This window comes from Streptomyces plumbidurans, assembly GCF_019857225.1.
Taxonomy (GTDB): domain Bacteria; phylum Actinomycetota; class Actinomycetes; order Streptomycetales; family Streptomycetaceae; genus Streptomyces; species Streptomyces plumbidurans.
Window position 1 is genome coordinate 21,136 of the sequence record NZ_JAFJSY010000055.1, and the last position, 25,953, is coordinate 47,088.

Here is a 25,953-nt window from a genome sequence, read left to right on the forward strand (position 1 = left end):
CCTACGCCCCGAGCATCCCGGTCCACAGGTCGGGGAAGTCCGGCAGGGTCTTCGCCGTCGTCGCCACGTTCTCGATCTGCACGCCCTCGACCGCGAGGCCGATGATCGCGCCGGCGGTCGCCATGCGGTGGTCCTCGTAGGTGTGGAAGATCCCGCCGTGCAGTCGGCGCGGGCGGATGTGCAGGCCGTCGGCGGTCTCGGTGACATCGCCGCCGAGCTCGTTGATCTCCTTGGTGAGCGCGGCCAGCCGGTCCGTCTCGTGCAGCCGCAGATGGGCCACGCCCCGCAGGGTGGAGGGGGAGTCCGCGAGCGCAGCGACCGCCGCGATGCCGGGGGTCAGCTCGCCCACCTCACCCAGGTCCACGTCGATACCGTGAACGGCACCCGAACCGGTGAACTCCAGCCCGTACTCGGTCAGTTCGCAGGAACCGCCCATTTCGGTGAAGATCTCCCGCAGCTTGTCGCCCGGCTGCGTGGTGCGGGACGGCCAGTCCGGGATCACGACCTTGCCGCCGCTCACCAGCGCGGCGGCCAGGAAGGGCTGGGCGTTGGACAGGTCGGGCTCGATGACCAGGTCCCGGCCGAGCAGCGCGCCCGGCGTCACCCGCCACACGTTCGGCTCGCCGCCCGCCTCCGGGGTGTCCACCTGGGCGCCGACCGCGCGCAGCATGTCGACGGTCATGCGGATGTGCGGCATCGAGGGCAGGGAGGAGCCGGTGTGACGGACCTCGACGCCCTGGTTGAAGCGCGGGCCGGACAGCAGCAGGGCGCTCACGAACTGGGACGAGGACGAGGCGTCGATCTCCACCGGACCGCCGTCCAGGGCGCCCCCGCCGTGCACCGTCAGCGGCAGCGCGCCACGTCCGTCGTCGTCGATCCGGGCACCGAGCACGCGCAGGGCGTCGATCACACCGTGCAGGGGGCGCTCGTACGACCTCGGATCGCCGTCGAAGCGGACCGGGCCGTCGGCGAGCGCGGCGACCGGCGGCAGGAAGCGCATCACCGTGCCGGCGTTGCCGACGTCGACCGTGGCCGGGCCGTGCAGGCCGGTGGGCAGCACCCGCCAGGTCTCACCCGTGCCGTCCGGGCCCACGCCCTCGACGATGTCGACCCCCATCGCGCGCAGGGCCCCGGCCATCAGCAGGGTGTCGCGGGAGCGCAGGGGGCGGCGCAGCCAGCCCGGCTCGCTGGCCAGCGCGGCCAGCACGAGGGCGCGGTTGGTGACGGACTTGGACCCCGGTACGTGGACCGTCGCGTCGACGGCTCCGCTCGCGAGGGGGGCGGGCCAGAGGGCGGTGGGTGCGTCTTGTGGGGCCATGGGCCCACTTTATAAGGAGGGGGTTGTGCAAGCCGTTGTGCAGGTGCGGCGCCGTCGGGGTTGATCGCGCCGTTCCCCGCGCCCCTGTGATGCGCCCCTTCGGGGCTGCATCACACCTCCAGCAACCACCTGCCCCCGCCTATCAGCGAGCACAGACTCACCGCGTGGAACAGGAACAACCACAGGCCCGCCGGTACATGCGTCAGCCGGGACAGTTGGTCCGCGTCCGAGTCGCCTGCGCCTCCGCGGCGGCGTTTGGCCTGGAGTTCGAAGGCCGGGCGTACGCCGCCGACCAGGAGGAACCAGACCACGACGTAGGCGAACGCCGCCTGGACCTGGGGGCCCGCCAGCCAGGAGACCAGGACGAAGGTGGCGCCGGTCAGGAGGACCGTGAGGGCGCCGTAGGCGTTGCGGATCATCACGAGCATCGCCACGAGCAGGGCCGTCGCCACCCACAGCAGGAGCGTGATGCGGCCGGCGGCGAGCAGGGCGGCGCCGCCGAGGCCGAGCAGCGGGGGAGCGGTGTAGCCGGCGGCGGCGGTGAGGATCATGCCGAGACCGTGCGGCTTGCCGCGGCTGAGGGTGAGGCCGCTGGTGTCCGAGTGCAGGCGTATGCCCGTGAGTTGGCGTCCGGTGAGCAGAGCCGTCAAACCGTGGCCGCCCTCGTGCGCGATCGTGATGGCGTTGCGCGAGAGACGCCACACGTTGTGCGGGACGGTCACGGCGACCGCGGCGACCAGGGTCGCGATCACCACCCACAGGTCGGGGTCGGGCTGGGTGCCGAAGACCCGGTCCCACAGGGAGGTGAGTGAGGAGGCGGTGCTGTCCATCGGTGGCTTTGGCTCCCGTAAGGCTCGGCGGATCTGGCAGTGTGGCACGTATGTGCGGACGGTATGCGGCTAGTCGTGGGCCAGAGGATCTCGCAGGAATCTTTGAAATCGAGAAGTTGGAGCCGGAGGAGACCCTGGCGCCCGACTACAACGTGGCCCCCACCAAGGAGGTCTACGCAGTTCTCGACCGCCCTCTCAAAGACGTGGACGATTCGCGGCCGGTTCGCCAGCTCCGCAAGCTCAAGTGGGGCCTGGTGCCGAGCTGGTCGAAGACGCCCGAGGGCGCCGCGCGGATGATCAACGCCCGCGCGGAGACCATCCACGAGAAGCCGTCGTACAAGCGGGCCTTCTCCTCCCGCCGCTGCATCATCCCGGCCGACGGCTACTACGAGTGGGTCACCGGCAAGCAGGAGCGTGAGCTGGAGGTCGACGGCAAGAAGAAGCGGCCGCGCAAGCAGCCCTACTTCGTGCTGCCCGCCGACGGCTCGGTCTTCGCGATGGCCGGACTGTACGAGTTCTGGCGGGACAAGACGCTGCCCGACGACCACCCGCAGGCCTGGTGGGTGACCTGCTCCGTCATCACCACGGAGGCGGAGACGGGCCCGCTGGCTGTGTCGCCCGCCGAGGGGCCGCACTCCCTGTCCGAGATCCACCCCCGGATGCCGCTGATGCTCACCCCGGACCGCTGGGACCCCTGGCTCGACCCCTCCCGCACCGACCTCGACGACCTGCGCTCGCTGCTCGCCCCGCCGCCCGAGGGCCTGATGCGCGCCTACCCGGTCTCCACCGCCGTCAGCAACGTCCGCAACAACGGACCGGAGCTGCTGAAGGAGCTGGAAGCGCCCGAAGAGGGCACACTTTTCTGACGTGACGACTTCTGACACGACGGCATCTGATGCGGCGAGTTCTGACGTGACGACCCGGACCGTCGAAACCATCGGGACGGACGCCGGTGAGGCGCGCATCACCTGGTACCCGGCCGAGCGGGCGCGGCTGGTGCTGGCCGTGAGCCATGGCGCAGGCGGTGGCATCGAGGCCCGGGACCTGCAGGCGCTGGCCGCCGTCCTGCCCGGGCACGGCGTGACCGTCGCCCTGGTGGAGCAGCCCTGGCGGGTGGCCGGCAAGAAGGTGGCGTCGCCGCCCAAGACCCTGGACACCGGCTGGCGCGGCATCTGGCCCGCGCTGACCCGCCCGGGGCTGCCGGTGGTCTCCGGCGGCCGCAGCGCCGGCGCCCGCGTCGCCTGCCGTACGGCGACCGAGCTGGGCGCGCACGCCGTCCTCGCCCTGAGCTTCCCGCTGCACCCGCCCGGCCGGCCGGAGAAGTCCCGGGCCGGGGAGCTGCTCGGATCCGGGGTGCCCACCCTGGTCGTACAGGGCGGCAACGACCCCTTCGGCAGGCCGGAGGAGTTCCCCGACGGAACGTACGAGCTGGTCGAGGTGGCGTACGGCGATCATGGCTTCGCCGTGCCGAAGAAGGCGGACATCACCCAGGAACAGGCCGTGGCGATCATCACGGACGCGGTCGTGAAGTGGACCGGGTCGCTCGGGTAAAGGCCGGGAATGTTGCGGACCCGCCCTCTGTTGAAGCGGGCAGAAGTGCTGACGACCAGCACCGACGTCGTAGGAGAGGAAGTCCGCCGCATGGGTTCGACCATCTGCCCGAGCCGCAGCAGCAGCGCTGACCTGGACTGGACGGTGCTGACTGCGGCCAAGACCACCCCTATTCGAGGGGCGGCGGGGACGGGTCGTCGTCTATCCTCCGATTCTGGTGGGTCCGGTTTCGGCCCCGCCCGGAATCTTGAGGAGGTGGGTCCGGTCACTGGGACCGACGCAGGGACCGACAACGGCCAGGCGGAGCAGCCCGAGGGCCAGGGCATCAGCGCGGAGTCGACCTCGCAGCGCAGCGCGCGCTTCGAGCGGGACGCGCTCGAATTCCTCGACCAGATGTACTCGGCCGCACTGCGCATGACGCGCAACCCGGCCGACGCGGAGGACCTGGTGCAGGAGACGTACGCCAAGGCGTACGCGTCCTTCCACCAGTTCCGTGAAGGCACCAACCTCAAGGCGTGGCTGTACCGCATCCTGACCAACACCTTCATCAACTCGTACCGCAAGAAGCAGCGCGAACCCCAGCGCTCGGCGGCCGAGGAGATCGAGGACTGGCAGCTCGCGCGCGCCGAGTCGCACATGTCCACGGGTCTGCGCTCCGCCGAGTCGCAGGCGCTCGACCATCTGCCGGACTCGGACGTGAAGGCCGCGCTCCAGGCGATCCCCGAAGAATTCCGCATCGCCGTCTACCTCGCTGACGTAGAGGGCTTTGCCTACAAGGAGATCGCGGACATCATGGGGACACCCATCGGTACGGTGATGTCCCGGCTGCACCGGGGCCGCCGTCAACTGCGCGGCATGCTCGAGGACTACGCCCGTGAGCGCGGGCTGGTCCCGGCCGGCGCCGGAGAGTCGAACGAAGCGAAAGGCTCGGGCTCATGAGCTGCGGAGAGCCGCACGAGACGGACTGCAGCGAGGTCCTCGATCATCTCTACGAGTTCCTCGACAGCGAGATGCCGGAAGTCGATCGCGACAAGTTCAAGCAGCACTTCAAGGAGTGCTCGCCGTGTCTCGAGAAGTACGGCTTGGAGCAGGCCGTGAAGAAGCTCGTCAAGCGGTGCTGCGGCCATGACGACGTGCCGACGGACCTGCGGTCCAAGGTCATGGGGCGGATCGACCTGATCCGCTCCGGCCAGACCGTCCCCGAGCACGACGTCACCGCCTCACCGGCGAGCCCGCAGGAGTCCTGACCCCCCGGGACGCTCACCGGGGACGGGCCGCGATCACGGCTGCTGTCACTCGAACGTGCTAATCCACGTCTCATAAGCCGACGCGGCCCCCTCCTGCCCCCCTACGCTCCTCAGCCTGAGCAGCATCGACTTTGAGCTGCATCGGCCGGGAGGGGCGTGATGGAGGCGGTTCCGCGACGGGCACGTGCGTACGTCGCCTCTACGGCCCTCGGCGCGCTGCTCTGCCTGCTTCCGCTGCCGGCCACCCGCACCTCCTGGTCGGCGGTCGCGCTGCTGGCCCTGCTGTACGCCGCCTGCGAGCAGGCGGCTGCCCGGTGGCGCGTTGCCGGAACGTTCTACCCGGTACTGCTCGCCGGTGCCTTTCTGCTCCCGCCGTCCGCCGCCGCCCTGGTCGCGCTGCCGGGCGCGCTGTTCTCCCGCGCCGACCAGCGGCCGCGGACGCTGCGCCGGGGCCGGCGGGCCGCGCAGCTGGTCCTCGGCGTGTGGGCCGCGAGCGCGGTGCACGGGGCGCTCGGCGGGCGGGACGCGGTGGTGGCCTCCGACTTCCCGTACGCGCTGGTGCCCGCGGGCGCCGCCGTGCTGGCCTTCTGCCTGGTGCTGACCGCCCTGGACGGCGGACTGCGGGCGCTGACCGAGCGCGTGCCGCTGCGAAGGGCCTGGCGCGGCCTGTTCGCGCGCTCCCTGGCTCCGGTCGCCGTGCACGGACTCGCCGGGCTGATGATGGCCGTCCTGTGGCGCAGCCCGTACGGCCCCGTCGCCGCACTGCTCGTGCTGCTGCCGATGTGCGTGTCCTGGTGGGCCTTCGCGCAGTACCACCGCGAGCGCGCCGCTCACCAGGCGACGATCCGCGCGCTGGTGCAGGCCGTCGACATCAAGGACGAGTACACCCGCGGTCACAGCGAACGGGTCGGCCAGGCCTCCATGATGATCGCGCGTGAACTCGGCATGGACGACGAGCGCGTCGAAGTGCTGCGGTTCGCCGGCATCCTGCACGACGTGGGCAAACTCGGCGTCCCCACACGGCTGTTGCGCAAGGACGGCCCGCTCACCCCCGAGGAGCGGCGGGTCATCGAGCTGCACCCCGAGTACGGCCACGAGATGGTGCGGGGAATCGGTTTCCTGGGCGAGGCCCGGGCCGCCGTACTGCACCACCACGAGCGGCTGGACGGCAGCGGCTATCCGTACGGGCTGGTCGGGACCCAGATCCCGGAGTCGGCGCGAGTGGTGGCCGTGGCCGACGCCTTCGACGCGATGACGTCCACGCGCTCCTACCGCCGGGCCCGGCCCGTGCCCGTCGCGCTGCAGGAACTGGAGCGGTGCGCGGGCTCGCAGTTCGACCCGCGGATGGTCACCGCATTGGTACGGGCGCTCGTCCGCGACGGCTGGCATCCGGCGGTCACCGCCCAGGAGGAGCCCCGCGTCCCGGCACCGCCCGCGCCCGTCGCCGCCCCCGCGAGAGCCCACCGATGAGCGCCCGTCCACTGACGGTCCTCATCCACACCTGTGCCGCCCTGCTCGCCGCGGGATGCCTCGCCGCCACCTGCCGGACCGGCCTGGAGGAGCGCCCCACCGCGCTCGCCTTCGGCGTGCTCGTCACCGTCGGCGAGCTCTCCCGGTGGACCGGCGCCCGGGTCCGCGAGGCCGCACCGCTCGCCGCCGCCGGGGCACTGTCGTACGCGCTGCTCGGAGAGGACGCCGGACACTCCACGCACCACGGCGCCCCCCAGGTGGTCGCCGTCGTCCTCGCCGCCGCCCTGCTCGGCAGCGTTCCGCACCTCGCCCGCGGACACGGACCCGAGCTCGACCACCTCGCGCGGCGCGTGCTCACCGTCGGATTCGCCGCCGTCTGCTTCCAACCCCTCTACAGCCGGGGCGTGTTCGACGCCTGGCGCGGACCGGCGTACGCGCTGCTGCTGCTGGCCCTGCTCGCCCTCACCGCGCTGTGCGACGCCGTGCTCGCCGCCGCCCTCGCGCACTCCCGCACCGGCTGGCCCTTCGGCCCGCTGCTGCGGGACGAACTGCACGCCCTGCTCGGCATCGGCTCGGCCGTGTGTGCCACGGGGGCCGTGATGGCGCTCGCGGTCGCCGTCGTCGGGCTGTGGGCGCTGCCCGTCTTCTCGCTGCCGCTGCTGCTGACCCAGCTGTCCTTCCGTCGCTACGCCGCCGTGCGCACCACCTACCGGCAGACCATCGCCTCCCTCGCCCGCGCCACCGAGATCGCCGGGTACACCCCCGCCGGGCACGCCCTGCGCGTGGCGTCCCTGTGCCGGGCCGTGGGGCGCGACCTCGGGCTCACCCGGCCCGAGCTGAGCGTGCTGGAACACGCGGCCCTGATGCACGACATCGGCCAGCTCAGCCTGGTCGACCCGGTGCCCGCCGGAGCGACCGCCGTGCTGCCCACGGCCGAGCAGCGCCGGATCGCCCTGCTCGGTGGGGCCGTCGTGCGCCAGACCGGCGTCGACTCCGCGGTCGCCGTGGTCGTCGAGCGGCAGGCCGACCCCTACCGGGAGCAGCCGGTCGCCGCGCGGATCGTGCGGGCCGTCAACGCCTACGAGGAGAAGGCGCGCGACGCCGGGCCGGGCGGCCCCCTGACGGCACTGGAGGAACTGCGGCTGGCCACGGCCGAGCAGTACGCGCCGGACGTGGTGGAATCGCTGGCCCGGGTCCTGGCCAGAGACAGTCTGACCTTGCCCGCGGCTGGGTAACCCATGGGTAATGAGCGGCCTTCCAGCCGTACGTGGTTGGATGCGAATGAAAGGGTGTCCGGGGGCAGCACTAGCCAGCCCACTCCAAGGAACTGGCAGGCGGGAATCGTGAGGATCTTCGGCAAGGGACGGCACCGGCCCTCCGCCTCCTGGCGGCAGGCCACAGACCGCGCGTTCACCCTGATCGGCGACGGCCGGTACGAGGACGCGGGCGCGTTGCTGACACGTGCCGCCGACTTGGAGCCCTGGCTGTCCGAGTCCTGGTTCAACCTCGCCCTGCTGCACAAGTTCCGGCACGACTGGGAACAGGCCCGCGCGGCCGGACTCCGGGCCGTCGCGCTGCTGGACCGGGCGGCCGGGGCGCCCGACTGGTGGAACGTCGGCATCGCGGCCACCGCACTGCAGGACTGGCCGCTGGCCCGGCGCGCCTGGCAGGCGTACGGGCTGCAGCTGTCGAGCGGGGGCACCACCTCCGGTGAGCCGGTGGGCATGGACCTGGGCAGCGCGGCCGTACGGCTGTCCCCCGAGGGGGAGGCCGAGGTGGTGTGGGGGCGGCGCCTCGACCCGGCCCGCATCGAGGTGCTGTCGATCCCGCTGCCGTCCTCCGGGCGGCGCTGGGGCGAGGTCGTGCTGCACGACGGGGTGCCCCACGGGGAGCGGACCACGGCGGCCGGGCACTCGTACCCCGTCTTCGACGAGATCGAGCTCTGGGCGCCGTCGCCGGTGCCGACCTGGGTGGTGCTGCTGGAGGCCGCCACCGAGGCGGACCGGGACGCGTTGGAGCAGCTCGCGGCCGACGCGGGTTTCGCGGCGGAGGACTGGTCGTCCTCGGTGCGGCTGCTGTGCCGGATGTGCTCGGAGTCGCAGATGCCGTCCGACGAGGGGGACGGGGAGCATCTGGATCCCCATGACCACAGTGAGCCCGGGCACCCGGGGCCGTTGGGGCATCGCACGGACGGGCAGCTGTGGGTGCCCGAGCGGGAGTGCGGGGTGGCTGCGCCGGCCTCGTTGGTGCGGGGGTTGCTGGACGGGTGGGTGGCCGATAGTCCGGATTCTCGGGACTGGCGGGATCTCGAAGAAGTCTGCTGAACGGACCTTGCCGCAGAACTGCCTTTAGGCTGTACCCGCAGAATTCTCATGGTTGCAGGAAGGCATCGTCGGCATGGCGCAGCAGGACACCGATCAGCAGCACGTGGGCGTGCTTCCCGTGGACGACGAGGGCTTCGTCATCGACACGCAGGAGACCGAGGAGCGCGAGGCGGCCTGGCGGGAGCGGGGTACCTCGCGGCCGATCACGGTGGTCGGGAACCCGGTGCTGCACAAGGAGTGCAAGGACGTCACGGAGTTCGGCCCCGAGCTGGAGCAGCTGGTCGCGGACATGTTCGCCTCGCAGCGCACCGCCGAGGGCGTGGGCCTGGCCGCCAACCAGATCGGTGTCGACCTGAAGGTCTTCGTCTACGACTGCGGCGACGACGAGGGCGCCCGGCACGTGGGCGTCGTCTGCAACCCCAAGTTGGTGGACCTGCCCGCGGAACGGCGCCGGCTGGACGACAGCAACGAGGGCTGCCTGTCCGTGCCCACCGCGTACGCGCCGCTGGCCCGCCCCGACTACGCCGAGGTCACCGGGCAGGACGAGAAGGGCAACCCGATCAAGGTCCGCGGCACCGGCTACTTCGCCCGCTGCCTGCAGCACGAGACCGACCACCTCTACGGCTACCTCTACATCGACCGCCTCTCCAAGCGCGAACGCAAGGACGCGCTGCGGCAGATGGCCGAGAACGAGCCCCGTTACCCCGTGGTCGCCAACGACTGAGACGTTTCGGTCGATCAGGCGGCTTCCGGCCCCCTGAACGTGCGCCGGTAGGCCTGGGGCGTGGTCCCGATCGCCTGCACGAACTGGTGGCGCAGCGCGGCGGCGTTGCCGAATCCCGTGCGGCCGGCGATGGCGTCCACCGTCTCGTCCGTCCCCTCCAGCAACCGCTGGGCCAGCAGCACGCGTTGCCGCAAAATCCAGCGGTAGGGAGTGGTGCCGGTCTCCTGCTGGAAGCGGCGGGCGAACGTGCGCGGCGACATATGGGCACGCTCGGCGAGCTGCTCGACCGTGACCTCCTCGTCGAGGTGCCGCTCCATCCACACCAGCACCTCGGCGACCGTGTCACCGTGCGAGCGCGGCAGCGGGCGCTCGATGTACTGGGCCTGCCCGCCGTCCCGGTGCGGCGGCACCACCATGCGCCGGGCGATCTTGTTGGCGACCTCCGGGCCCTGCTCCTTGCGCACGATGTGCAGACAGGCGTCGATGCCGGCGGCGGTACCCGCGGACGTGATCACCGGGTCCTCGTCGACGTACAGGACGTCGGGCTCGACGGTCAACCGCGGGTACGCCAGCGCCAGTTGGTCCGCGTCGTGCCAGTGCACGGCGCACCGGCGGTCGTCGAGGAGCCCGGCCGCGGCGAGCACGAAGACGCCGGAGCAGACGCTGAGCACCCGGGCGCCGCGCTCGACCCCGCGGCGCAGTGCGTCGAGCAGCTCGGGCGGGTACTCCCGGCTGCCGTAGCGCGCGCCGGCCGGCACGGCGATCAGGTCGGCCTCCTCCAGCCGCTCCAGACCGTGCGCGACGTTCATGGAGAAGCCCGCGCGGGTGCTCAGCACCGGCCCCTCGGCCGAGGCGACCGCGAAGTCGTAGACGGGCAGTCCGTCGTCACTGCGGTCGACGCCGAACACCTCGCAGACGACGGCCAGTTCGAAGGGGTTCACGCCGTCGAGGACGACGGCGGCGACGTTCTTCAGCATCTCTCCAGTGTGCCTCGCGATTGGCAGTAAATCGAGGGTCTACGGCAGTCCTGCCACTGTTTGTAAGGAGTGAACGGCGCGAGAGTGGTGTCCATGGATACGGCACACATCGAAGGACTGATCGCCATGCTGACCGTTCTCGGGATCCTCGTCCTGATGGTTCTCCCGTCGGTGTTCGGCATCGTGCACGACCGTCGCATCGACCGGCAGATCCGTGAGGCGGAGCGAGGGCGCCGTGAGCCGGAGGTGCTCGGGCCGACCGGGCGCCCCGCCCGGGCGCAGCGCTACCTCACCACCACGGTGACCCACCACTCCTGAAGACCCAGGCAGGAGACCCGGCCGGTCTGCGCGGCACACAGGGGCCGCGTGGACTGCAACCGGGTCTTCCCCTTGGCCACGGCCTTGTAGGCGGCGCTCGCGTCACCGGGCCGCAGGACGAAGCCGCTGTTGGCGGCCTCCAGGACGGAGCCCTTCGCGGTGACGGGCTTCCAGGGGCGCTTGGTGGTGCCGTCCAGGCTGATGCGGATCGTGTCGCCGACCGCCATGCACACCGTGCGGCCGCTGTCGTGGGCGCCGAGCGTGGACGCCGTGGCGCAGCCCGTGGGGCTGCCGGTGGGTGCGGTCGTAGGACTCGTCGTGCGGGTGGGGGAGGACGACACGCTGCTGCTGTCGCCGCCCTTTCCGCTGTCGGCCTGGCCGCCGCAGCCGGCGAGGGCGAGAGTGAGCGCGGCGAGTGCGACGGTCGTGTGGGGGATCGTTCGACGCATGGGAGCCTCCTCTCCCCTCTGACGTGTCCGAGCCCCGTACGGATCCACGCGCGGGCCCCGGCCGCTGGGTGCGGCCGGGGCCCGGTGGTGCGAGGGTGATCAGCTCGTGGTGACGGCGGTGTCGTCGACGACGAAGCTGGTCTGCAGCGAGGAGTCCTCCGCGCCGCTGAACTTCAGGGTGACGGTGGAGCCGGCGTACGAGGACAGGTCGAAGGACTTCTGGGCGTAGCCCGAGGCGGCGTTGACGTTCGAGTACGTCGCCAGGGTCTTGGATCCGGCGGTGACCGTCAGCTTGTCGTAGGCGGTGCTGCCGGTCTCGGCCGAGTCGATGTGCAGGTAGAAGGTGAAGGTGGCCTTGCAACCGGCCGGGACGGTCACCGACTGGGAGAGCGTGTCGGTGTGCGTGGTGCCGTAGCCGTCCAGCCAGGCGTAGGACGAGCCGCCGTGCGCCGCCTCACCGCTGTCGTTGGTGATGACGCCGCTGGTCGCGGTCCAGGCGGTGTTGCCCGACTCGAAGCCCTGGTTGCCCAGGAGCTGGGACGAGGAGCAGGTGCCGCCCGAGGAGCCGACCGTCCAGCTGAAGGAGGCCGAGCCCGAGGCCCCCGTGCTGTCCTTGGCGGTGACGGTGACCTGGTAGGTGCCCGCGGTGGACGCCGTACCGGAGATCACGCCGGTCGAGCTGTTGATGGACAGCCCGGTCGGCAGGCCGGAGGCGCTGTAGGTGAGCGCGGCGCCCGCGCTGTCCGTGGCGCTGATCTGCAGGTTGACCGAGCCGCCCGTCGTGGTGGACTGGCTGCCCGGGTTGGTGACGCTCACCGTGTTGCCGGAGGTGCTGCCCGCGGTGAAGGCGGTCGTGCCGTTGGGGGTGCCCCAGCCGGTCGGGCCGTCGTAGCCGGTGCGGGCGGTGCAGAAGTACGAGGTGGAGCAGGAGCCGTTGTTGCCGCTGGTGACGTCGTACAGGTTGCCCGTGTGGCTGTAGGGGTACTTCGCCGGGTAGTCGCCGGAGCCGGGGGTGCCGGCCAGCGCGTACACGCCGGCGATGATCGGCGCCGAGGCGCTGGTGCCGCCGTAGACCGCCCAGCCGGAGCCGCCGTAGGTGTCGTAGACCGCGACACCGGTGGCCGGGTCGGCGACCGCGGAGACGTCGGACTCCATGCGCTTGCTGCAGCCGGTGTCGGTCTGCCAGCTCGGCTTGGGGTCGTAGGCGGAGCAGCCCGAGCCGGTGCCCTCGCTGCTGCTGGTCTTCCACACGGACTCGGTCCAGCCGCGGGAGTTGGAGGACGTCGACAGCGCCGTGCCGCCGACCGCGGTCACGTACTGGGAGGTCGCCGGGTACTCGGCGCCGTAGTCCTCGTCCCCTGCGGAGACCGTGATGGCGACGCCCGGGTGCTTGAAGTAGGAGGTGTCCTCGCTGGTCTGGGAGGAGGCCTCGCTGCCGCCCCAGCTGTTGGAGACGACCTTGGCGCCGAGCGCGACGGCCTCGTTCTCGGCGGTGCCGAGGTCGGTGTCGTTGGCGGAGTTCGCCTCGACGAGGATGATGCTGCAGTTCGGGCAGACCGCGCTGACCATGTCGATGTCCAGCGCCTCCTCACCCGCCCAGCCGCTGTCGTTCGACGGCAGCGAGGTGGTGGAGCCGGTCTGGCTGACCTGCTTGAAGCAGCCGTTGGCCTTGGTGCAGGCGGACAGGCCGAACTGCGAGCGGTAAGTGGCCAGGTCCGACGCGGCGTTGGGGTCGTTGTACGCGTCGACCACGGCGACCGTCATACCGGAGCCGCCCGTCGAGGGCAGGTTGTAGGCGCTGTGCAGGTTGGCCGGGCCGAGTCCGGAGGGGGCGGCCGCGGCGAGCGCGGAGGCCAGCCGCTGCTTGATGTCGGTGCGGCGCTGGGCGAAGCAGGACGCCTGCCCGGGGTGCGCGGTGGCGCACAGGTGGGTGGTCGGCACCTTCTCGCCGGCCTTGCCGGTGGAGTGGAAGATCTGCCGGTCGGGGGAGGTGAGGGCCTTGGCGTTCTGGGTGACGCGGGAGTCGGGGTGGACCTGCGCCTGTGCCGTGGGTGCGGCGGCGAGTCCGGCGAGGCCGAGGGCGAGCGCGGGTATGACGGCACTCAGGAGTCTTCGCAGGCTCCGTCTGGGCTTTTCACGCATGGGGTGCTGCCTCCGTCGTGGGAGTGGGGTTCTCGACGCTGGTGGCAGGCCTGTGACGCGCGTAGCGGCGGCGGTGTCGTCGCGGGCATGACACTTTGACGGCGAGAACGTAGCCCCGCTCGGGGAGGCTGAACCAGAGCGGCTCCGATAACTTTGCCGCTCCATAGAGCGCCCATAGAGGGCCGATGGGCGGCCCATGGGCGGTCCATGGCAGCTCCTTGGATCAAGGACCACGAAACCGCCGGCCATGGACCGCCCGGGCCTCGGGACGTGTCGGGACTCAGAAGTCCTCGTCGAGGTCGACCGTGCCCTCGACGGCCACCTGGTACGCCGACGGGCGGCGCTCGAAGAAGTTGGTCAGCTCCTGCACGCCCTGCAACTCCATGAAGGAGAACGGGTTCTCGGAGCCGTAGACCGGGGCGAAGCCGAGGCGGGTCAGGCGCTGGTCGGCGACGCACTCCAGGTACTGGCGCATGGAGTCCGTGTTCATGCCGGGCAGGCCGTCGCCGCACAGGTCACGGGCGAACTGCAGCTCGGCCTCGACGGCCTCGCGCAGCATGTCCGTCACCTCCTGCTGGAGTTGGTCGTCGAAGAGCTCCGGCTCCTCCTTGCGGACGGTGTCGACCACGTCGAAGGCGAAGGACATGTGCATCGTCTCGTCGCGGAACACCCAGTTGGTGCCGGTGGCCAGGCCGTGCAGCAGACCCCGGCTGCGGAACCAGTACACGTAGGCGAAGGCGCCGTAGAAGAACAGGCCCTCGATGCACGCGGCGAAGCAGATCAGGTTCAGCAGGAAGCGGCGGCGGTCGGCCTTGGACTCCAGGCGGTCCAAGTGGTCCACCGAGTCCATCCACGTGAAGCAGAACCCGGCCTTCTCGCGGATGGAGGGGATGTTCTCCACCGCGGCGAAGGCAGCCGTGCGGTCCTCCGGGTCGGGGAGGTAGGTGTCCAGGAGCGTCAGATAGAACTGGACGTGCACGGCCTCCTCGAAGAGCTGACGGCTCAGGTAGAGCCGCGCCTCGGGGGAGTTGATGTGCTTGTAGAGCGTCAGCACCAGGTTGTTCGCGACGATCGAGTCGCCCGTCGCGAAGAAGGCCACGAGCCGGCCGATGAGGTGCTGCTCCTCGGGGGTCAGCTTCGCGAGGTCGGCGACGTCCGAGTGGAGGTCGACCTCCTCCACGGTCCAGGTGTTCTTGATGGCGTCCCGGTAGCGCTCGTAGAAGTCGGGGTAGCGCATGGGGCGCAGGGTCAGTTCGAAGCCCGGGTCGAGCAGATTTTGATTACGGGTGGTCATTACTGGCAGGCCTCGCAGGACTCGGGGTTTTCCAGGGAGCAGGCGACGGCGTCCTCGGGAGCCGGCTGCTGGACGGGGACAGTGGCCTGGGCGGCGCGGGCGATGCGGGTCGCCGGGCGCGAGCGCAGGTAGTACGTCGTCTTCAGGCCCGACTTCCAGGCGTACGCGTACATCGAGGAGAGCTTGCCGATGGTCGGCGTCTCCAGGAACAGGTTCAGGGACTGGGACTGGTCCAGATAGGGAGTGCGCGCCGCGGCCATGTCGATCAGGCCGCGCTGCGGGATCTCCCACGCCGTGCGGTACAGATGCCGTACGTCCTCGGGGATCCAGGCGAAGCCCTGCACCGAGCCGTTGGCCTCGCGCAGCGCCTCGCGGGTGCGGGCGTCCCAGACGCCGAGGTCCTTCAGCTCCTGCACCAGGTACGAGTTGACCTGCAGGAACTCACCGGAGAGCGTCTCGCGCTTGAAGAGGTTCGACACCTGCGGCTCGATGCACTCGTAGACACCGGCGATCGAGGCGATGGTGGCGGTCGGCGCGATCGCGAGGAGGAGCGAGTTGCGCAGGCCGACGGCGGCGACACGGTCGCGCAGCGCGGCCCAGCGCTCCGGCCAGGTCGGCTCGACGCCGTAGTGGTCGGGGTGCAGGACGCCCCGCGCGGTACGGGTCTTCTCCCAGGCCGGCAGCGGGCCGTTGCGCTCGGCGAGGTCGGCGGAGGCCTCGTACGCGGCGAGCATGATGCGCTCGGCGATACGGGTGGACAGCGCCTTCGCCTCGGGGGAGTCGAACGGCAGGCGGAGCTGGAAGAAGACGTCCTGGAGGCCCATGGCGCCCAGGCCCACGGGGCGCCAGCGCGCGTTCGACCGGCCGGCCTGCTCGGTGGGGTAGAAGTTGATGTCGACGACGCGGTCGAGGAAGGTGACGGCCGTACGGACCGTCTCGTCCAGGCGCTCCCAGTCGATGTCCCGGGTCGCCATGTCGACAAAGGCGCCCAGGTTGACCGAGCCCAGATTGCAGACCGCGGTCTCGCCGTCGTCGGTGACCTCCAGGATCTCCGTGCAGAGATTGGAGGAGTGGACGACATGGCCCGGCTCGGCCGTCTGGTTGGCCGTGCGGTTCGCGGCGTCCTTGAAGGTCATCCAGCCGTTGCCGGTCTGCGCGAGGGTGCGCATCATGCGGCCGTAGAGGTCACGGGCCGGGACGGTCTTGCGCGCCAGCCCCGCGGCCTCGGCCTTGCGGTACGCGGCGTCGAACTCCTCGCCCCACAGGTCGACCAGCTCCGGCACGTCCGCCGGGGAGAACAGCGACCACCCGGCGTCGGCGTTCACCCGGCGCATGAACTCGTCCGGGATCCAGTGCGCGAGGTTGAGGTTGTGCGTACGGCGGGCGTCCTCACCGGTGTTGTCGCGCAGCTCCAGGAACTCCTCGATGTCGGAGTGCCAGGTCTCCAGGTAGACCGCGGCCGCGCCCTTGCGCCGGCCGCCCTGGTTCACGGCGGCGACCGAGGCGTCGAGGGTCTTCAGGAACGGGACGATGCCGTTGGAGTGGCCGTTCGTGCCGCGGATCAGTGAACCCCGGGCGCGGATGCGGGAGTAGGCGAGGCCGATGCCGCCGGCGTGCTTGGAGAGGCGGGCGACCTGGTGGTAGCGGTCGTAGATGGAGTCCAGCTCGTCCTTGGGGGAGTCCAGGAGGTAGCAGGAGGACATCTGGGGGTGGCGCGTACCGGAGTTGAAGAGCGTGGGGGAGGACGGCAGGTAGTCCAGGCGGCTCATCAGGCGGTAGAGCGCGGCGACTTCGTCGACCGCGCGGGAGGTGTCGTCCTCGGCGAGACCGGCCGCCACCCGCAGCATGAAGTGCTGCGGCGTCTCGATCACCTTGCGGGTGAGGGGGTGCCGCAGGAGGTAGCGGCTGTGCAGGGTGCGCAGGCCGAAGTAGCCGAAGCGGTCGTCCCCTTGGGGATCCACCAGGGCGTCCAGCCGGGCGGCGTGGAGGCGGGCGAACTCCGCGGTGCGGTCGGCGATGAGCCCCTCGCGGTGCCCGACGGCCACCGACTCGGTGAAGGACGTGACGCCCTGCGAGGCGGCCTCCGCGGCGATGGAGACCGTCAGCAGCCGTGCGGCCAGGCGCGAGTAGGCGGGGTCCTCCGAGATGAGGCCGGCGGCGGCCTCCGTGGCCAGCTCGCGCAGTTCCGTCTCGTCCGCCCGCGCGGAGCGTCCGCGCAACGCGGCGGCGGCGACCCGGCCGGGGTCGGCGTCGGGGAGGTCGGCGGTCAGCTCGGTCAGGATCCGCAGCAACGCGGCACCGGGACCGTCGTCCGCAGTCGTCGCGGACGGTGTCGCTGAAGCCGGTTCGGCTGGCGCGATGGTCACGTGGGGCTCTCCCTCGCTCGGCACGGGGGCCTCGCGGAGGGCAGGGGGCAGCCACGAGCGCACGACGGCGCCGCGTCCACCGGCCCATCCCACGAGGCCCGGACGTCGATGCACCCGGGCCACGGTGGCCGGGCGCACTGTCGGCAGGTCCTCGGACTGACGCCCATACGTGTGCGAACACGCATGAGTACACCGTTGCGGGACAGTTCCGGATTCGCACCGGATTCCCCTGCGGCGACAGCGAGCATGAGCATACATCTTGTGTCGGGCTGTCGAGACACCCCTAGATGTTGTGTCGCGGTGACTTCAGAGCGTCAACTCGTAGGCGAGCAGAGTGAAGTCGTGGCCGGGGATCGGCTGCCAGTCGCGGTCGGGGCGGCGGGCGAAACCCTGGCGCTCGTAGAGGCGGTGGGCCGCCGTCATCGCGGGCTGCGTGCACAGCACGACGCGGGTGCGCCCCGCCCGTCTCGCCCGGTCCACACAGGCCCGCACGAGAGCCTCGCCGGCGCCCCGGCCGCGGGCCGCGTGGGACACGGCGAGCATCCGGATCTCGGCCTCTCCGGGGCCCGCCAGGTCGGACATGGGGCCGGGGTCGGGGACGTACGTGACGCCGCCGAGGATCCGGTCCTGGTGCACGGCCACGAGCACCTCGGCGTCGGCCGCCCGCTTGGCCACGTCCTTCAACTCGGCGAAGTACCAGTCGTCCTCGCCGCCGAAGGTCAGAAAACCGTCCTGGAGGTAGGCCTGCGCCGTGATCTCACCGATCGTCTCGTACTCGCCGGGCTCCGCCTGCCTGATCACGATGTCCATGAACCCGAGTGTGCCGGACGGGTACGACAACGGGCCGCCGGATTTTCCCGGCGACCCGTTGGAGTGCTGCGGTCGTGCTGCGCCTGCTAGTGGGACTCGGCCGTCGCGGGCGGCAGGTCGACCTGTACGCCCTTGTCGCCCGCGTCCGCGGTGTAGTCGGCCGTCGTGGTCTCGTCGACGCCCTCCGGGGCCTTGAGGGCCTTCAGGACGAAGGTGAGGACCACCGTCACCACGACGTTCATGACGAACGCCGTCAGACCGATGTAGCCGATCTCGCCGAGCCCGGGGATCTCCTTGGCCGAACCGCCGAAGTGCTTCTGCGTCGGCGAGGCGACACCGTAGGCGGCGGCGGTGCCGTAGACCATGCCGACCGCCCAGCCGGCGAGCAGCGCCCAGCGGTGGAACCAGCGGGTGAACAGGCCGCCGACCAGGGCCGGGAAGGTCTGCAGGATCCAGATGCCGCCCAGCAGCTGGAAGTTGATGGCGACCGTCTTGTCCATCGTGAGGACGAAGACCAGCGCGCCGACCTTCACCACCAGCGACACGATCTTGGAGACCTGGGCCTCCTGCTTCGGCGTGGCGTCCGGTTTGATGAAGTCCCGGTAGATGTTGCGGGTGAAGAGGTTCGCGGCCGCGATCGACATGATCGCCGCCGGCACCAGCGCGCCGATGCCGATGGCCGCGAAGGCCACGCCCGCGAACCAGTCCGGGAACATGTTCTCGAACAGCTGCGGGATCGCCAGCTGACCGTTGGTCACCTTGACGCCGGCCGCGATCGCCATGAAGCCCAGCAGCGCCAGCAGGCCGAGCATCAGGGAGTACAGCGGCAGGATCGTGGTGTTGCGGCGGATCACCTCACGGCTGCGGGACGAGAGGGTCGCGGTGATCGAGTGCGGGTACATGAACAGCGCGAGCGCGGAGCCCAACGCCAGCGTGGCGTACGTCCATTGGCCCGCCTCGGGCGTCACGAGAGCGCCGCGTGGTTTGCCGGTGGCCGGGTTGGTCTGCGCGAACGCGTGGCCCGCCTTGGCGAAGATGTCGTCGAAGCCGCCGAGCTTGATCGGGATGTAGATGATCGCCACCGCGATGACGATGTAGATCAGCGCGTCCTTCACGAACGCGATCAACGCGGGCGCCCGCAGACCCGAGGAGTAGGTGTAGGCCGCGAGCACGGCGAACGCGATCAGCAGCGGCAGGTCCTTGACGAACCAGTTGGTGTTCTCGCCGCCGCCGACGCCCATCACGTCCAGGACGGCCTGGATGCCGACCAGTTGGAGCGCGATGTAGGGCATCGTGGCGAGGATGCCGGTGATCGCGACGGCCAGCGACAGGCTCTTGGAGCCGAAGCGGCCGCGCACGAAGTCCGAGGTCGTCACGTATCCGTGCCGGTGGGAGACCGACCACAGGCGCGGCAGGAACGTGAAGATCAGCGGATAGACCAGGATGGTGTACGGCACCGCGAAGAAGCCGGCCGCGCCCGCCGCGTAGATCGCCGCGGGTACGGCGACGAAGGTGTACGCCGTGTAGAGGTCGCCGCCGAGCAGGAACCAGGTGATCCAGGTGCCGAACGACCGGCCGCCCAGGCCCCATTCGTCGAGCGAGTGCTCGTTGTCGGCCCTGCGCCAGCGTGCCGCCAAGAAGCCCATGGCCGTCACGGCCACGAAGAAGAAGATGAAGACGCCGAGTGCGACGCCGTTCACGCCGTCGTTCACTTCGACGCACCGTCCTTCTGCGAGGCGCGCCCGCGCTGGTCGTACTGCCACAGCCGGTACGCGGCCATCGTCAGTACCGTGGAGATCAGCACCCAGGCCATCTGGTACCAGTAGAAGAACGGGATGCCGATGAACTCCGGGCCGGTCTTGGCGTAGGAGCCGACCCAGAGCATCGCGACGAACGGCGCGATCAGGCAGAGGGCGATGACCACGCGGACGGGTGTCACCGTCGGCGGTCTGACTTCGGGCACTTCGGACATACGGCGGCTCCGTCCCCTCACGATCACCTGTGATCACGCGTGTAATGCGCAGGCAATCTAGGTCACCCTGTTACGAGAACGGAAGACCTCGTCCGCATATCGGTATGTCGATTGAGTGAAGGCCGCGTCTCGGCGGGACAACGGTGTCGGCGACGGCGTACGGAGGGGTGCGCCGGAGGGGTCTCAGTCCTGCGGGCGCTTGAGCCGTGCCACGAACTTGTAGCGGTCTCCGCGGTACACGGAGCGCACCCACTCCACCGGCTGGCCGTCCCGGTCCAGCGAGTGACGGGAGAGCATCAGCATCGGCAGGCCCACGTCGGTGCTGAGCAGTCCGGCCTCGCGCGGGGTGGCCAGCGAGGTCTCGATGGTCTCCTCGGCCTCGGCGAGATGGACGTCGTAGACCTCGGCGAGGGCGGTGTACAGAGAGGTGTACTTGGCCAGCGAGCGGCGCAGGGCGGGGAAGCGCTTGGCGCTGAGGTGGGTCGTCTCGATGGCCATCGGCTCGGCGTTGGCCATGCGCAGCCGCTCGATCCGCAGCACCCGGCCGCCGGCCGTGATGTCGAGGAGCTCGGCGAGCCGGTCGTCCGCGGTGATGTAGCCGATGTCCAGCAGCTGCGAGGTCGGCTCCAGGCCCTGGGCGCGCATGTCCTCGGTGTACGAGGTGAGTTGGAGGGCCTGCGAGACCTTGGGCTTGGCGACGAAGGTGCCCTTGCCCTGGATCCGCTCCAGCCGGCCCTCGACGACCAGCTCCTGCAGGGCCTGGCGCACCGTCGTGCGGGAGGTGTCGAACTCGGCGGCGAGGGTGCGCTCGGGCGGTACCGGGGTGCCGGGGGACTGGGTCTCCGTCATGTCGAGCAGATGCTTCTTCAGGCGGTAGTACTTGGGCACGCGCGCGGTACGGACACTCGCCCCACCCTCGTTCTCCGCACTGCTGACCTCGGTGCTCATGCTCTGCCTTCCCGGCTCCGGATGCGGGCCACTTCGTGATCCCTTCTGTATACCGGCGCCGTCTCTTTTGGTCTAGTCCACAGGCCAAATGGTCTAGCGGAAGAGAGTACTCCGGGGCCGCGGTTTTCGCTGGCTTGTTACTTAAAGGTCCTTGCATATGTAGGTCGCATAACGGCTGGTCAGGGCCGTTTCGAGCACCCTTGACAGGCCCTCTGGTCTGGTCCAAGCTCCCCCTACTGGTCTACACCATTGGTTCAGGTCCCGGCCTGGGGGCGGGAGGTGTGGGCATCCCTGAGGAGGGTGGCGTGAAGCGCAAGCTCATAGCCGCGATCGGTATCGCGGGCATGATGGTCTCCATCGCGGCGTGCGGGGACAACAACGACAAGGGTTCTTCCAACAGCGGCGCGGACGCCAAGGAACTGACCGTCTGGCTCACCGTGGACGCCCAGAACAACTGGCCGGACCTGGTGAAGGCCGCGGACGCCGCGGTGAAGAAGAAGCACCCCGGCATCAAGATCAACCACGAGTACTACGGCTGGCCGGACAAGAACACCAAGCTCGACGCGGTCCTCGCCACCGACAAGGCCCCCGACGTGGTCGAGATGGGCAACACCGAGATGCTGAGCTACATGGTCAAGGGCGCCTTCGCACCCGTCGACCCGGCGAAGTTCAGCAACTCCTCCGCCTGGCTGGACGGCCTCAAGGCCTCGGTCACCTACGACGGCAAGACCTACGGCGTCCCCTACTACGCCGGTGGCCGCGTCGCCAACTGGCGCAAGGACGTCTTCGCCTCGGTCGGCGTGAAGACCCCGCCGAAGACGTACGCCGAGCTGACCTCCGCCCTCGACAAGGTGCAGAAGAAGGAGGGGAACAAGTTCTCCGCCTGGTACCAGCCCACCCGTGACTGGTACGCGGCCATGTCCTTCGTCTACGACGCCGGCGGCTCCATCGCCAAGGAGGACGGCGGCCAGTGGAAGGCCAACCTCTCCTCGCCGGAGTCGATCAAGGGCCTGACCGCGTTCAAGAACGTCGTCGACAAGTACATGCACGGCGACAAGACCAAGGACGAGTCCGACCGTTACATCGTCTACGGCCAGGGCAAGTCCGGCATGATCTTCGGTGCCGCCTGGGAGGGCGCGACCTCCGCGGACCCGAAGAACGACAAGACCGGCAAGCTCAAGAACAACCTCGAGAACTTCGTGATGCCGGGTCCGTCCGGCAAGAACATGCCCGTCTTCCTGGGCGGTTCGGACCTCGCGGTACCGGTCAAGTCCAAGGCGCAGGCCGTGGCCGCCGAGTGGATCAACGCCTTCACCGGCCCCTCCGGCCAGAAGGGCCTGATGGCCAAGGGCAACCTGCCCAACAACAAGACGGACCTCGCGACCCTGAAGAACGACCCGGCCACCGCGGTCCCGGCCACCGCCGCCGAGTCCAACTGGTTCGTCCCGATGGCCCCCGGCTGGGGTCAGGTCGAAAAGGCCCAGGTCCTGCAGACGATGCTGCAGAACATCGGCACCGGAAAGAAGTCGGTCCAGGACGCCGCCAAGGAGGCGGACACCGCGATCGACAAGGTCATCAACACCAAGTGACCTCGCAGCAGGGCCCGTTCGGCCGCACCGGCCGGGGGGCCCTGCTTCCCGTACGACCGTACGGGCTTCGCTTTCGTACGACCTGAGGTACCGCTGAGGAGCGCGCGATGAGTGCCGCAGACACGACCACCCCTGCCAAGGTGCCGCCACCGCGGCAGGCGCCGCCGACTCCGCGGGTGGCCAAGAGCCCACGCAGAGGCAGGACTTCCGGCGGCGCGGCCACCCCGTGGCTGCTGCTCGCCCCCTGCCTGCTGATCCTCGCCCTGGTGATGGCCTATCCGCTGTACCGACTGGTCACGCTGTCCTTCCAGTCGTTCGGCCAGTCCCAGCTGTGGGGCTTCAAGCCCGCCGAGTGGGTGGGCTTCGACAACTTCTCCAAGGTCCTCGGCGACAGCGAGTTCTGGACCGTGGTCGTACGGACCATCGTCTTCGCGGCCGGCTGCGTGATCCTCACGATGGTGTCCGGCATGCTCGTGGCCCTGCTGCTGCAGAAAGTCTCCGGCTGGGTGAAGACGATGATCAACATCGTGCTGATCGCCAGCTGGGGCATGCCGGTCATCGTGGCCACGACCGTCTTCAAGTGGCTCTTCGACTCCGACTACGGCGTCCTCAACGCCCTGATGAGCAAGCTCCCCGGCGTCGACATGATCGGCCACAACTGGTTCGCGAGCGGGCCGCAGGGCCTGGCCGTGATCATGCTGCTCGTGGTGTGGGGCGCCGTACCCTTCGTCGTCATCACCCTCAGCGCCGGTCTCACCCAGGTCCCCAAGGAGCTGGAGGAGGCGGCCCGGCTCGACGGCGCGGGCGCGGTCGGCGTCTTCCGCTATGTCACCCTGCCGATCCTCAAGCCGATCATCGTGATGCTCACGACCCTGTCGGTGATCTGGGACATGGGTGTCTTCCCGCAGGTCTTCGTGATGCGCGGCGGCCACCCCGAGGCCGAGTTCCAGATCCTCAACACCTATTCCTACGACCGCGCGTTCGTGGTCAACGACTACGCGCAGGGCTCGGCGATCGCCCTGCTGACCGTACTGCTGCTGCTCGGTGTCGTCGCCGTCTACATGCGTCAGATGCTGAAGATCGGAGAGGTCGAATGACCAGCACGAGCGTCGCCGCCACGGGCGGCCGGGCCCGCCGCGGGAAGTCCAAGCTCGGCTGGAACGTGCTCGGCCTCCTCGTCTTCCTCGTCGCGGGCTTCCCGCTCTACTGGATGCTCGACACGGCCTTCAAGCCGGCCAAGGACGCCATCGACCCGGACCCGAGCCTGTTCCCCACCGGCTTCACGCTCGACAACTTCCGCCGGGCGCTGGACATCGCGGACTTCTGGGGCCCGGTCGGCCGCAGCCTCATCGTGGCGCTGTCGGTCGTCGTGATCGGCATGGTCGTCGGCGTGCTGGCGGCCCTCGCCATCTCCCGCTTCGCCTTCCGCGGCCGCAAGGTGGTCATCGTCGGCATCCTGGCGGTCCAGATGATCCCGTTGGTGGCCATGATCATCCCGATCTTCCTTCTGCTGAACGACCTTGAGCAGTACGACAAGCTCACCGGCCTGATCATCACGTATCTGACCTTCATCCTCCCCTTCACGGTGTGGACGCTGCGCGGTTTCATCGTCAACATCCCCCGGGAGCTGGAGGAGGCGGCGATGGTCGACGGCTGCAGTCGCACGGGCGCCTTCATCCGCGTGGTCTTCCCGCTGCTCGCCCCGGGCATGGTCGCCACCTCGGTCTACGGCTTCATCCAGGCCTGGAACGAGTACATCTACGCCCTGATGCTGCTCAGCCAGAAGAACCAGACCGCGACCGTCTGGCTCGGCAACTTCACCACCAAGCACGGCACCGAATACGCCCCGATGATGGCGGGAGCCACGATGATGGCCGTGCCGATCGTCGTGCTCTTCCTCCTCGTCCAGCGCAAGATGGCCGCGGGCCTGACCGCCGGCGCAGTGAAGGGATGACGCGACCTGATGACACGGCCGACATTCGCCAGCGGCACCGACACCCTCACACGGGACGCGCTGACCATCCTCCAGCCCGGGTTCACCGGGACCTCCGTCCCCGACTGGGTGCTGCGCCGCCTCGGTGAGGGGCTCGCCTCCGTCGGCCTGTTCGGCCGCAACATCGACACCCCCGAGCAGGTGGCGGCCCTGACCGCGCAGCTGCGGGCCGAGCGCGACGACGTCCTGGTCGCCATCGACGAGGAGGGCGGGGACGTGACCCGCCTGGAGGTGCGCACAGGGTCCTCCTTCCCCGGCAACAACGCGCTGGGCGCCGTCGACGACGTGGAGCTGACCCGGGAGGTGGCCGCGGAACTCGGCCGCCGCCTGGCCGCCTGCGGAGTCAACCTCAACTGGGCCCCCTCCGCCGACGTGAACTCCAACCCGGAGAACCCCGTGATCGGCGTACGGGCCTTCGGCGCCGACACCGGCCTGGTCGCCCGGCACACCGCCGCCTACGTCACCGGCCTGCAGTCCGCCGGCGTGGCCGCCTGCACCAAGCACTTCCCGGGCCACGGCGACACGGCCGTCGACTCGCACGACGCCATGCCGCGCATCGACGTGGACGCCTCCGTCCTCGCCGCCCGCGACCTCGAGCCGTTCCGCGCGGCCATCGCCGCGGGCAGCCGCGCCGTGATGAGCGCGCACATCCTGGTCCCCGCTCTCGACCCGGACCGCCCGGCGACCCTGTCGCCCCGGGCGCTGACGGAACTGCTGCGCGGCGAACTCGGCTACGACGGCCTCATCGTCACCGACGGCATCGAGATGAAGGCCGTCGCGAGCACCTACGGCATCGAGCGCGGCAGCGTCCTCGCCGTGGCCGCCGGCGCCGACGCGATCTGCGTGGGCGGCGGCCTGTCGGACGAGGGGACCGTCGAGCGCCTGCGCGACGCCCTGGTCTCGGCCGTGCGCGCCGGCGAACTGGCCGAGGAACGCCTGGCGGACGCCGCGGAACGGGTCCGTGCCCTGGCCCGCTGGACCGCGGCGGCGGCGAAGACCGACCCGGACCGGGCTGTCGACGACGAGGTGGGCCTGCGCGCGGCCCGTCGCGCCGTGCGGCTGACCTCGACCGAGCCCTTCACCCCGCTCACCGAGCCGCCCTACGTCGCGGCCCTCACCCCGGTCGCCAACTTCGCCGTCGGCGACCAGACCCCCTGGGGCGTCGCCGCGGAGCTCTTCCGCCTCCTGCCCGGCACGGAGACGGGCAGCTTCAGCGGCGAGGACGCGGGGCGCGCCGCCCTGGCGGCGGCCGGAGCCCGCCGCATCGTGGCCGTGGTCCGCGACGAGCACCGCCACCCCTGGATGGCAAGCGCCCTCGACACCCTGCTCGCGGCCCGCCCCGACACTGTCGTCGTCGAGATGGGCCTCGCGCAGGCCGCTCCCCGCGGCGCCCTCCACATCGCCACCCACGGCGCCGCCCGCGTCTGCGGCCGGGCGGCGGCGGAGGTCATCGCGGGAGCCCGCTGAACCTCAACGCCTCCCGCGACGCCTTCGCGGGCGCAGACGGAAGGCGCCGGGCCCCACGAGGACCCGGCGCCTTCTTCGTCTCGGGGCTTGCTTGGCGTAGGTGTGGGCGCAGGCCGCTCCCCGCGGCGCCCTCCACATCGCCACCCACGGCGCTGCCCGTGTCT

At 70.3% G+C, this 25,953-nt stretch carries 24 protein-coding genes and 1 riboswitch; of the genes, 13 read left to right on the forward strand and 11 right to left on the reverse strand.

What is annotated here, in order from left to right; genetic code table 11:
• Position 1 precedes the first annotated feature (1 nt).
• Positions 2-1,318, reverse strand: coding sequence for a 3-phosphoshikimate 1-carboxyvinyltransferase (gene aroA, locus JYK17_RS29090; protein ID WP_108014045.1), 1,317 nt, complete (start codon positions 1,316-1,318; stop codon positions 2-4).
• 110 nt (positions 1,319-1,428) lie between these two features.
• Positions 1,429-2,148, reverse strand: a complete 720-nt coding sequence (locus JYK17_RS29095) for a M50 family metallopeptidase (protein WP_108014046.1) — start codon at positions 2,146-2,148, stop codon at positions 1,429-1,431.
• Positions 2,149-2,198: 50 nt separating this feature from the next.
• Between JYK17_RS29095 and JYK17_RS29100 the strand changes: the two genes are divergently transcribed.
• The 8 genes from JYK17_RS29100 (at position 2,199) to def (ending at position 9,464) form a co-directional block, all read left to right on the forward strand.
• Positions 2,199-3,014 carry an SOS response-associated peptidase gene (locus tag JYK17_RS29100; RefSeq protein WP_108014047.1) on the forward strand — a complete coding sequence of 272 codons (816 nt, stop codon included), beginning with the start codon at positions 2,199-2,201 and terminating at the stop codon, positions 3,012-3,014.
• A 1-nt stretch (position 3,015) separates the two neighbouring features.
• On the forward strand, positions 3,016-3,699 hold the full coding sequence (locus JYK17_RS29105; RefSeq protein ID WP_372465323.1) for an alpha/beta hydrolase family protein: 684 nt from the start codon (positions 3,016-3,018) through the stop codon (positions 3,697-3,699).
• A gap of 255 nt (positions 3,700-3,954) precedes the next feature.
• Positions 3,955-4,638: a sigma-70 family RNA polymerase sigma factor gene (gene sigR, locus JYK17_RS29110; protein ID WP_206660158.1), complete on the forward strand. Its 684-nt coding sequence runs from the start codon at positions 3,955-3,957 to the stop codon at positions 4,636-4,638.
• Positions 4,635-4,946, forward strand: a complete 312-nt coding sequence (rsrA, locus tag JYK17_RS29115) for a mycothiol system anti-sigma-R factor (protein WP_108014050.1) — start codon at positions 4,635-4,637, stop codon at positions 4,944-4,946. Before sigR ends, rsrA begins: the two co-directional genes overlap by 4 nt.
• Positions 4,947-5,105: 159 nt before the next feature.
• Entirely contained in the window at positions 5,106-6,416 is a 1,311-nt protein-coding gene (locus JYK17_RS29120; RefSeq protein ID WP_108014051.1) for an HD-GYP domain-containing protein, read from the forward strand.
• On the forward strand, positions 6,413-7,651 hold the full coding sequence (locus JYK17_RS29125) for an HD-GYP domain-containing protein (RefSeq protein ID WP_181362555.1): 1,239 nt from the start codon (positions 6,413-6,415) through the stop codon (positions 7,649-7,651). The genes JYK17_RS29120 and JYK17_RS29125 overlap by 4 nt, the downstream gene beginning before the upstream one ends.
• A gap of 108 nt (positions 7,652-7,759) precedes the next feature.
• Entirely contained in the window at positions 7,760-8,740 is a 981-nt protein-coding gene (locus tag JYK17_RS29130) for a tetratricopeptide repeat protein (RefSeq protein WP_108014052.1), read from the forward strand.
• A 73-nt stretch (positions 8,741-8,813) separates the two neighbouring features.
• Positions 8,814-9,464 carry a peptide deformylase gene (gene def / locus JYK17_RS29135; protein ID WP_108014053.1) on the forward strand — a complete coding sequence of 217 codons (651 nt, stop codon included), beginning with the start codon at positions 8,814-8,816 and terminating at the stop codon, positions 9,462-9,464.
• Between the two features lie 14 nt (positions 9,465-9,478).
• Here the strand turns inward: def and JYK17_RS29140 are convergent, their stop codons facing one another.
• Positions 9,479-10,441, reverse strand: a complete 963-nt coding sequence (locus JYK17_RS29140) for a GlxA family transcriptional regulator (RefSeq protein ID WP_108014054.1) — start codon at positions 10,439-10,441, stop codon at positions 9,479-9,481.
• Between the two features lie 93 nt (positions 10,442-10,534).
• Here JYK17_RS29140 and JYK17_RS29145 point away from each other — a divergent pair, with 93 nt between their 5' ends.
• Positions 10,535-10,759 (forward strand): hypothetical protein, encoded by a 225-nt coding sequence (locus JYK17_RS29145; RefSeq protein WP_164932078.1) that lies wholly within the window; start codon positions 10,535-10,537, stop codon positions 10,757-10,759.
• Here JYK17_RS29145 and JYK17_RS29150 read toward each other — a convergent pair.
• The 8 genes from JYK17_RS29150 to JYK17_RS29185 all read right to left on the reverse strand — a co-directional run bounded on the left by JYK17_RS29150 (position 10,726) and on the right by JYK17_RS29185 (position 20,740).
• Positions 10,726-11,208, reverse strand: a complete 483-nt coding sequence (locus JYK17_RS29150; RefSeq protein WP_108014056.1) for a hypothetical protein — start codon at positions 11,206-11,208, stop codon at positions 10,726-10,728. The genes JYK17_RS29145 and JYK17_RS29150 overlap by 34 nt on opposite strands.
• 99 nt (positions 11,209-11,307) lie before the next feature.
• Positions 11,308-13,350, reverse strand: coding sequence for a putative Ig domain-containing protein (locus JYK17_RS29155; protein ID WP_222811530.1), 2,043 nt, complete (start codon positions 13,348-13,350; stop codon positions 11,308-11,310).
• Between the two features lie 280 nt (positions 13,351-13,630).
• On the reverse strand, positions 13,631-14,644 hold the full coding sequence (locus tag JYK17_RS29160; protein WP_108014800.1) for a ribonucleotide-diphosphate reductase subunit beta: 1,014 nt from the start codon (positions 14,642-14,644) through the stop codon (positions 13,631-13,633).
• Positions 14,644-17,010, reverse strand: a complete 2,367-nt coding sequence (locus tag JYK17_RS29165) for a ribonucleoside-diphosphate reductase subunit alpha (RefSeq protein ID WP_222811531.1) — start codon at positions 17,008-17,010, stop codon at positions 14,644-14,646. The genes JYK17_RS29160 and JYK17_RS29165 overlap by 1 nt, the downstream gene beginning before the upstream one ends.
• 125 nt (positions 17,011-17,135) lie before the next feature.
• A riboswitch (cobalamin riboswitch) is annotated at positions 17,136-17,264 on the reverse strand.
• 52 nt (positions 17,265-17,316) lie between these two features.
• The gene (locus JYK17_RS29170; RefSeq protein WP_222811532.1) at positions 17,317-17,820 is read right to left on the reverse strand and encodes a GNAT family N-acetyltransferase; all 504 of its coding nucleotides are present in this window, start codon (positions 17,818-17,820) and stop codon (positions 17,317-17,319) included.
• An 86-nt stretch (positions 17,821-17,906) separates the two neighbouring features.
• A complete protein-coding gene (gene mctP / locus JYK17_RS29175; protein WP_222811533.1) occupies positions 17,907-19,532 on the reverse strand; it encodes a monocarboxylate uptake permease MctP in 1,626 nt (541 codons plus the stop codon).
• Positions 19,529-19,792 carry a DUF3311 domain-containing protein gene (locus JYK17_RS29180; RefSeq protein WP_108014803.1) on the reverse strand — a complete coding sequence of 88 codons (264 nt, stop codon included), beginning with the start codon at positions 19,790-19,792 and terminating at the stop codon, positions 19,529-19,531. The genes mctP and JYK17_RS29180 overlap by 4 nt, the downstream gene beginning before the upstream one ends.
• 183 nt (positions 19,793-19,975) lie before the next feature.
• Positions 19,976-20,740, reverse strand: a complete 765-nt coding sequence (locus JYK17_RS29185) for a GntR family transcriptional regulator (RefSeq protein WP_016437918.1) — start codon at positions 20,738-20,740, stop codon at positions 19,976-19,978.
• Positions 20,741-21,045: 305 nt separating this feature from the next.
• Here JYK17_RS29185 and JYK17_RS29190 point away from each other — a divergent pair, with 305 nt between their 5' ends.
• The 4 genes from JYK17_RS29190 (at position 21,046) to JYK17_RS29205 (ending at position 25,789) form a co-directional block, all read left to right on the forward strand.
• Entirely contained in the window at positions 21,046-22,329 is a 1,284-nt protein-coding gene (locus tag JYK17_RS29190; RefSeq protein ID WP_128801953.1) for an extracellular solute-binding protein, read from the forward strand.
• Positions 22,330-22,436: 107 nt separating this feature from the next.
• Positions 22,437-23,426: a carbohydrate ABC transporter permease gene (locus tag JYK17_RS29195; protein ID WP_108014805.1), complete on the forward strand. Its 990-nt coding sequence runs from the start codon at positions 22,437-22,439 to the stop codon at positions 23,424-23,426.
• Entirely contained in the window at positions 23,423-24,283 is an 861-nt protein-coding gene (locus JYK17_RS29200) for a carbohydrate ABC transporter permease (RefSeq protein ID WP_108014806.1), read from the forward strand. Before JYK17_RS29195 ends, JYK17_RS29200 begins: the two co-directional genes overlap by 4 nt.
• A gap of 9 nt (positions 24,284-24,292) precedes the next feature.
• Entirely contained in the window at positions 24,293-25,789 is a 1,497-nt protein-coding gene (locus JYK17_RS29205; protein ID WP_222811534.1) for a glycoside hydrolase family 3 protein, read from the forward strand.
• Positions 25,790-25,953: the final 164 nt, after the last annotated feature.